The organism is Methylorubrum podarium (genome assembly GCF_040270385.1).
Taxonomy (GTDB): Bacteria; Pseudomonadota; Alphaproteobacteria; order Rhizobiales; family Beijerinckiaceae; genus Methylobacterium; species Methylobacterium podarium.
The window spans coordinates 1-8,064 of the sequence record NZ_JBELQE010000132.1 but is presented as its reverse complement, the minus strand read 5'-3'; the positions used below and the strand labels follow the sequence as shown (position 1 = coordinate 8,064).

The following is an 8,064-nucleotide window of genomic DNA, read 5'->3' as shown; positions in this document are numbered from 1 at the left end:
GCAGGGAGGGGTTCGGGGTGGGGGTGGTGCAGATGGCACCGTACCGCCTCATCCTGAACCACCCCCACCTCCTGCCTCCTCCCCACAAGGGGGAGGAGAGCGGCGTCGGCCGAAGCGATCGAGCGAAGGGCGATCAGACGATCGGGCGCGGCAGCTTGCAGCTGTCGAGCGCGCTCAGCGCCTTGGCGCGGGCGCTGTCGTTGAAGTAGCCGGTGGTGCGGTAGGAGGCGATCTCGTCCTTGTCGAGGGCGGCGAGCGTGCGCTCGGCGTAGCAGCCGCAGGGGGCGGCGAGCGAGTCCTCGGCGACCTTCTGGAACCTGGCCTGGGTCACGGTGCAGGCGTGGCGCACGCGGCCGGTCAGGTTGCTCTTCGTGGCGGTCTTCAGCGCCGGATCGGGCACGTAGCCTTCGAGCGAGGTGTACTGCGTCGAGCGGCCGGCCGAGTTGCAGGCGGCGAGCAGGGACACGAGGCCGGCCGCGACGAGCAGGCGGCCGGTGCGCGAAAACGTGAGGCGCATGGAGCGAACATCCGAGAGAGACGGGAGATCGTCGATCGCTTCCGTTCTTCGGTCCGCCCGCCCCGCGCCGCTAGGGCAGGAGAGTCACACTGGGCCGGATTGCGCCCGGATCGTCAGCCCCGCGCAAGCTTGAGCGTATCTCCCGCCGGCCCCGTGACCCCGAGGCCGGCGAGACGAGCCTTAGGCGGCGATGTCGGCGTCGGTGAAGAACTGCGCGATCTCGATCTTGGCGTTGTCGGCGCTGTCGGAGCCGTGGACGGTGTTCTCGCCGACCGACTCCGCGAACTGCTTGCGGATGGTGCCGTCGGCGGCCTGGGCCGGGTTCGTGGCGCCCATCACCTCACGGTACTTGGCGACGGCGTTCTCGCCCTCGAGCACCTGCACGACCACGGGGCCGGAGGTCATGAACTCGACGAGTTCGCCGAAGAACGGGCGCTCCTTGTGCACCTCGTAGAACTTCTCCGCCTGCTCGCGGGTCATGCGGATGCGGCGCTGGGCGACGATGCGCAGGCCGGCGGCCTCGATCACGGCGTTGACCGCGCCGGTGATGTTGCGGCGGGTCGCGTCGGGCTTGAGGATGGAGAAGGTGCGCTCGTTGGCCATGGTCCGGTCCGGTTCGTTGGAGAAAGGGGTCGCGCGACGCGCTGGATGAGGGCGGGCTCGAACGCCGCCCGAGAGGCTGCCGGCGCGCCGGGCTTATAGCGGCGGAGCGGTAGCCCCTCAACCGACCGGTGAAGGGCACCAGCCGCCGCGGGCCGATGCGGGGCAAGCTCGGCCTTTTTCGGCCCCGCCATGGCTTCAGCGCAACACCGCCGAAAAATCGCCGGATTGCGGGGGCTCAAGTCGGCGGACGGTCCGCCTGCCCCGGCTCGCCGCCGGGGCGATCTCTCCTCCGCAAGCCATAGGCCCGATCCGGGCCCAGCCTCAGGAGCCAATCCATGCGCATCGCCCTCGGCCTCGCCGCTCTGCTGGTCTCAAGCCCGGCCTTCGCCGCCCCCAAGGATCTCTCCGGCACGTGGCTGACGGGAGATGGACGCGCCAAGATCCGGATCGACCGCTGCGGCCCGAGCGGCAGCAATGCCTGCGGCAAGGTGGTCTGGCTGAAGTCCCCGACCGACGATGGCGGCGCGCCGCGCACCGACGTGAAGAACCCCGATCCGAAGAAGCGGGTGCGGCCGATCATCGGCCTCACGCTTCTCGACAACCTCAAGCCGGAGGATGCGGGCTTCGCCGGCGAGATCTACAACGCCGACGAGGGCAAGATCTATCAGGTCAGCCTGGAGCGCGAGAGCGAGGCCGAGCTGAACGTGCAGGGCTGCATGCTGAAGGTGCTGTGCGGCTCGCAGACCTGGACCCGCGTGCCCGACGTGAACCAGCAGGCCGCCGCCGCTCCCGTGGAAGTGCCGGCCAAGCCCGCGAAACCCGCCAAGCCGGCTCCGGCCAAGGCACCCGCCGCCCCGGCGGAGTGATCCGCGTCGCGGACGAGGCAAAAATGGCGCGCCGTTGCCGGTGCGCCCTGAAGTCTGCCTAACCTGATGGGGGTTCAGGCCCCACGGAGCTAGGGCTACGCTTGCGCCCGGCAAGTGGGCGCGGGACCTGAAACGGCAGCCGCCGATCCGGTACTTCGGCCCCGTCCCACCGTTCTTCGGCCTCTTCCCACGCGCCTGTCATCGTCCTGTCGGATGGTTTGGCTTCTCCCTGTCGTCGTGGCGCCCGTGCAACCGTCCTGAAGCCTCGTGCTCCGGCCGGTCGCGGGCGTCTTGCGGCGGCGACGGCATCTGCTAGGCCGCTCGAACGGTGACGGCGGGGGCTGGCGCAGGTCCATGGCGCGCGCGGGGACAATCGGAAAAATTCGGGCCGTCACGGCCAGTCTCGCCGCTCTGCTGGGCCTGCAGGCCGCGACCGCGGCGGCGGCCGACCTCGCGGAGCGCGCCCGGCCCCGCTTCCTCGACTGGTCCGGCTTCTACGCCGGGCTGCAGGGCAGCGCGGGCGCGTCCTTCGGCAGTTACGATTTCGGGCCGACCACGATCGGTTCGCGCCGGGTCCGGACGATCTCGACGGGCGACGCCACCGGCAGCCGCGACCTCGGCGGCGACGCCACCACGGTGGTGGGCGGCGCCTTCGCCGGCTGGAACTGGCAGGACGGGGCCTTCGTCTACGGCATCGAGGCCGACCTCGCCGGCTCCAATCTCAAGCGGGGCGCCCGCTCCGATGCGGCGGGCTTCGGCTACGAGGCGATCGATCCGCCCTTCGCCCTGATTCGCGAGAAGACCGACGTGTTCGGATCCGTCCGCGCGCGGCTCGGCTACGCCTTCGGCAACAACCTGATCTACGCAACCGCCGGGCTCACCGGTGCCAACGGGCGGGTGCTCGCGACCTATCCGGACCTGGCCGGCGGCCCGCCCGCGACGGCCGCCCGCGACATCTCCTATCTCGGCTTCACCCTCGGCGCGGGCGTGCAGTTCGCGGTCGATCCGCATCTCTCGCTCGGCATCGACTACCGCTACAGCGATCTCGGCGAGAGCCGCCGCTTCGGCCTCGGCACGCTGCCGGGCCTCGAGGGCGGGCCGGTAACGACCCGCACCAGCTTCGTCTCCAACCAGATGATGGCCCGGCTGATCTGGCACCCCCAGGCGCTGACCCTGGTGCCGGAGGACGAGGACGAGGTCCCGAAGGACACCCGCTTCTCGCTGCACGGCCAAACCACGTTCGTGAACCAGGGCGTGACCGGCTTCCGCTCGCCCTATCGCGGCCCGCAGAGCCTCGTGCCGGACCAGGCGCAGGCGACGACGACCGCGACGCTGTTCCTCGGCCTCAAGCTCTTCGAGGGCACCGAACTTTACTACAACCCGGAATTCAGCCAGGGCTTCGGCCTGTCGCGGACCCTGGGCGTGGCTGGTTTCGTCAACGGCGAGGCGCAGAAGGCGGGCGCGCCGTTCCCGAAGCTGCGCTCGAACCGCTACTTCGTCCGCCAGACCTTCGGCCTCGGCGGCGAGACCGAGGAGGTGCCCGACGGGCCGAACTCGATCGCCGGCACCCGCGACGTCGAGCGCATCACCGTGATCGCCGGCAAGTTCGCGCTCGGCGACTTCTTCGACGGCAACATCTACGCCCACGACCCGCGGGTCGACTTCATGAACTGGGGCCTGTGGGCCTCGGCCGCCTGGGACTTCCCGGCCAACCTCCCCGGCTTCACGCAAGGGCTGATGGTCGAGTACAACCGCGCGGAGTTCGCGGTGCGCGCCGCCTACACGCAGGTGCCGAAGGAGCCCTCCTCCGATGTGCTCGACCCCCGCGTGTTCGAGCGGGCCGGCGCCGTCATCGAGTTCGAGGGGCGCCACACGCTGCCGGTGCTCGATCAGCCGGGCAAGCTGCGTCTGGGCCTGTTCTCCAATGTCGGCAACACCGCGAATTTCCGGCAGGTCGTGGCGCTGACCCAGGCCGGCGCGTTCCCCGACATCGGCACCGCGGTGGCCGCGACCCGCGAGCCCCGGCGCAAGAGCGGCGTGTACCTCAACCTCGAACAGGCCCTCACCCCCGATCTCGGCCTATTCGCCCGGGCGAGCGTCAATGACGGGCGCAACGAGAGCCTGTCGTTCACTGATGTCGACGGCTCGATCTCGGGCGGCCTCTCGCTCAAGGGCAGCGCCTGGGGCCGGCCGCAGGACACGATCGGCCTCGGCGCTTCGGCGAACCGGATCTCGCCCTCCCACCGCGCCTATTTCGCCAACGGGGGCCTCGGCCTGCTGATCGGCGACGGCCGTCTCGACAACTACGCTCCGGAGCGGGCGGTCGAGGTCTACTACGCGCTGAACCTGACGAAGGCCGTGACGATGACCTTCGACTACCAGCACGTCGAGAACCCGGCCTATAACCGCGACCGCGGCCCCGCCGACTTCTTCGGGACGCGCCTGCACACGGATTTCTGACCCGTCCCGTCGGCGGCCGCCACCGGCGCCGCGGGCTCGGGCTCGGGCTCGGCCGGGCGGCATCCTGCGCCGGTCTCGCGCCGCGGCGCTGCGCTTCCCATATGAGGGCCTGTCGAGGACGTGCGCCGCCCCTTGCGCTTCCGCCGGTTTGGCGTGATGCCGCCGGACCGGCCGCCCTCCCGCCCTTCTCAGCACCGATACGGAGAGCCCATGAGCTCCGGACACGCCCCTTCCTCCATGCCGTCCAATGCCGCCCTCGAAGGCGGCGACGACGCCGTGTTGCCCTTCGCCGTCGAGGCCTTGGACCTGCGCGGCCGCGCGGTGCGGCTCGGCCCGTCGATCGACACCATCCTGCGCCGCCACGGCTACCCCGATGCGGTCGCCCGCCTGATCGGCGAGGCGGCGGCGCTCACGGTGCTGCTCGGCGCCTCGCTGAAGCTCGAAGGCCGCTTCCAGCTCCAGACCAAAACCGACGGGCCGGTGAACATGCTGGTGGTCGATTTCGAGGCGCCCGACCGGGTGCGCGCCACCGCCCGCTTCGAGGCGGAGCCGGTGGCGGCCCTCGGGCCCAAGGCGCGGGCCGCCGACCTGATGGGCCGCGGGCACCTCGCCATGACCATCGACCAGGGGCCGTCGCAGAGCCGCTACCAGGGCGTCGTCGCGCTCGAAGGTCAGAGCCTGGAGGAGGCCGCGCACCAGTATTTCCGCCAGTCGGAGCAGATCCCGACGCTGGTGCGCCTCGCGGTCGCCGAGCAGATGGAGGGCGGGGAGAGCCGCTGGCGCGCGGGCGGCCTGCTGGTCCAGTTCCTGCCGACCTCGCCCGACCGGATGCGCCAGGCCGACCTGCCGCCCGGCGACGCGCCGGAGGGCCACGAGATCCTCACCGGTGCGCCCGCCGAGGACGACGCCTGGACCGAGGCGCGCAGCCTCGTCGGCACCGTGGAGGACCACGAATTGGTCGATCCGGCGGTGTCGAGCGAGCGGCTGCTCTACCGGCTGTTCCACGAGCGCGGCGTGCGGGTGTTCGACGCGCAGGCCGTCGTCGAGCGCTGCCGCTGCTCGCAGGACCGGGTGATGGGCATGATCCGCTCGTTCTCCGCCGAGGAGCGCCGGGACATGGTGGCCGACGACGGCACCATCGCCATCACCTGCGAGTTCTGCTCGCGCCGCTACGTCCTCGATCCGGCCGAAGTCGAGCGGGAGATCGCGTCCGCGCCGGGGGTGTGAGGAGCATCGTCTAACGGTCGCTCCTGGATTGTCGTAGCCGACCTTTGCAATCGCGCCGAATGGCATTAGATTGCGTCGGTGAGGGTCGGCGGGTGGCACCCCGCCGACCCTCTTGCTCAGGCACTTAGAGCGCTATGAATGCCACCGTGATGGTTAGCGACCACGCGGTGGCATTTCTGCGCACGGTGATGGTCAGGATTGGAAATCCGATCACATCGATCATCTCCCCTCCAGCCTGCCTGCTCAGCCTTGCGACGGCAGCGGTCGGCTACTCCGCTACAAGCCCGGTGCCCGGGCGTTCGCGGCTGGAGGTGGCGCCTGGCGCCGTCACGATAGCCATCCCGGCCCCTCTATCAACCAGAAGTTTTAATGTCATTCATATCCCTAACTGGTTGATGAAAACGTTCTCACAAGCGTGATGCCGTTTGGAGCCTCTCCATGTTATGGGGAGCGCGGGTCCCATTCTTGCGGGCCTGTCCGTGCCGTCGATATCCGAACGAGGCGAACCAGCCATGCCGGAGCTTCACCCCGAAGTCGCCGCGGTCACCGAGCGCGTCGTCGCGCGCTCCCGCGACAGCCGCCGCGCCTATCTCGATCTGATCGAGCGCGAGAGGGAGGCCGGCGTCCATCGCCCGAAGCTCGCCTGCGGCAACCTCGCCCACGGCTTCGCGGCCTCCGGCGAGGACAAGCCGGCGATCATCGCGGGCCGCGCCATGAACATCGGCATCGTCACCGCCTACAACGACATGCTCTCGGCGCATCAGCCCTACGGGCGCTACCCGGAGCAGATCAAGATTTTCGCCCGCGAGGTCGGGGCGACGGCCCAGGTCGCCGGCGGCACGCCGGCCATGTGCGACGGCGTCACTCAGGGCCAGCGCGGCATGGAGCTGTCGCTGTTCTCCCGCGATACCATCGCGCTCTCGACCGCGGTGGCGCTCAGCCACGGCATGTTCGAGGGCGCGGCGCTGCTCGGCATCTGCGACAAGATCGTGCCCGGCCTCATCATCGGGGCGCTCCGCTTCGGCCACCTGCCGATGATCCTGATCCCGGCCGGCCCGATGCCGTCGGGCCTCGCCAACAAGGAGAAGCAGCGCATCCGCCAGCTCTATGCCGAGGGCAAGGTCGGGCGGAAGGAGCTGCTGGAATCGGAGTCCGCCTCCTATCACGGCGCCGGCACCTGCACCTTCTACGGCACGGCGAACTCCAACCAGATGATGATGGACGTGATGGGCCTGCACATGCCCGGCGCGTCCTTCATCAATCCGGGCACGCGGCTGCGGCAGGCGGTGACGCGCTCGGCGATCCATCGGCTCACCGAGATCGGCTGGAACGGCAACGACTACCGCCCCCTCGGGCGCTGCATCGACGAGCGGGCGATCGTCAACGCCATCGTCGGCCTGCTCGCCACCGGCGGCTCGACCAACCACGCGATCCACCTGCCGGCCATGGCGCGGGCCGCCGGCATCGTCATCGACTGGGAGGATTTCGACCGGCTCTCCGGCGTGGTGCCGCTGATCGCCCGGGTCTATCCGAACGGCGCGGGCGACGTGAACCACTTCCACGCCGCCGGCGGCATGTCCTACGTCATCGCCTCGCTGATCGATGCCGGCCTCCTGCACGACGACATCCTCACCGTCGCCGGAGCGCGCCTGCGCGACCACGCCCGCGACCCGAAGCTTTCGGGGGACGGGGACGACCTCACCTTCGAGGAGGCGCCGGCCGAATCCCTGGACGAGACGATGCTGCGCCCGCCGGCCAATCCGTTCCAGCCGGATGGCGGGATGCGGCTGGTGAAGGGCAATCTCGGCCGGGCCACCTTCAAGACCAGCGCGGTGGACCCCGAGCGCCGCACCATCGAGGCGCCGGCCCGCGTCTTCTCCGATCAGGACGAGGTCATCGCCGCCTTCAAGGCGGGCGAACTGGAGCGGGACGTCGTGGTGGTGGTGCGCTTCCAGGGTCCGCGCGCCAACGGGATGCCGGAGTTGCACAAGCTCACCCCGCCGCTCGGCGTGCTGCAGGACCGCGGCCACAAGGTGGCGCTCGTCACCGACGGGCGGATGTCGGGCGCCTCCGGCAAGGTGCCGGCGGCGATCCATGTCAGCCCCGAGGCGGTCGGCGGCGGGCCGATCGCCCGCATCCGCGACGGCGACATCATCCGCCTCTCGGCGGAGCAGGGCCTGCTCGAGGTGCTGGTCGATTCGGCCGAGTGGCAGGCCCGTGCGGAGGCCGCGCAGCCGCCGGACGGCCTCGGCACCGGCCGCGAATTGTTCGCCTTCATGCGCCGCGGCGCCGACGATGCCGAGCGCGGCGGCTCGGCGATGCTGGCGGCGGCGGGGCTCTAGCGCAGCCGGCCCGATCACCGCTCCGCCCCATCCCGAGCCACCCCCACCC

Annotated in this window: 7 protein-coding genes; 5 read left to right on the top strand and 2 right to left on the bottom strand. The window is 70.5% G+C overall.

Going from position 1 to position 8,064, the window contains the following annotated elements; all coding sequences use genetic code 11:
• Positions 1-133: 133 nt before the first annotated feature.
• Both ABS772_RS25435 and ndk read right to left on the bottom strand, forming a co-directional pair.
• Positions 134-517, bottom strand: coding sequence for a hypothetical protein (locus ABS772_RS25435; RefSeq protein WP_238255206.1), 384 nt, complete (start codon positions 515-517; stop codon positions 134-136).
• Positions 518-697: 180 nt separating this feature from the next.
• On the bottom strand, positions 698-1,120 hold the full coding sequence (ndk, locus tag ABS772_RS25430; protein WP_238255207.1) for a nucleoside-diphosphate kinase: 423 nt from the start codon (positions 1,118-1,120) through the stop codon (positions 698-700).
• 335 nt (positions 1,121-1,455) lie between these two features.
• Here ndk and ABS772_RS25425 point away from each other — a divergent pair, with 335 nt between their 5' ends.
• The 5 genes from ABS772_RS25425 (at position 1,456) to edd (ending at position 8,015) form a co-directional block, all read left to right on the top strand.
• Positions 1,456-1,986, top strand: coding sequence for a DUF2147 domain-containing protein (locus tag ABS772_RS25425; protein ID WP_238255208.1), 531 nt, complete (start codon positions 1,456-1,458; stop codon positions 1,984-1,986).
• Positions 1,987-2,340: 354 nt separating this feature from the next.
• Entirely contained in the window at positions 2,341-4,446 is a 2,106-nt protein-coding gene (locus tag ABS772_RS25420; protein ID WP_350397460.1) for a carbohydrate porin, read from the top strand.
• A 210-nt stretch (positions 4,447-4,656) separates the two neighbouring features.
• Positions 4,657-5,673 (top strand): Hsp33 family molecular chaperone, encoded by a 1,017-nt coding sequence (locus ABS772_RS25415; RefSeq protein ID WP_350397459.1) that lies wholly within the window; start codon positions 4,657-4,659, stop codon positions 5,671-5,673.
• A gap of 134 nt (positions 5,674-5,807) precedes the next feature.
• On the top strand, positions 5,808-6,092 hold the full coding sequence (locus ABS772_RS25410; RefSeq protein ID WP_350397458.1) for a hypothetical protein: 285 nt from the start codon (positions 5,808-5,810) through the stop codon (positions 6,090-6,092).
• Between the two features lie 93 nt (positions 6,093-6,185).
• Positions 6,186-8,015, top strand: coding sequence for a phosphogluconate dehydratase (gene edd / locus ABS772_RS25405; RefSeq protein WP_350397457.1), 1,830 nt, complete (start codon positions 6,186-6,188; stop codon positions 8,013-8,015).
• Positions 8,016-8,064: the final 49 nt, after the last annotated feature.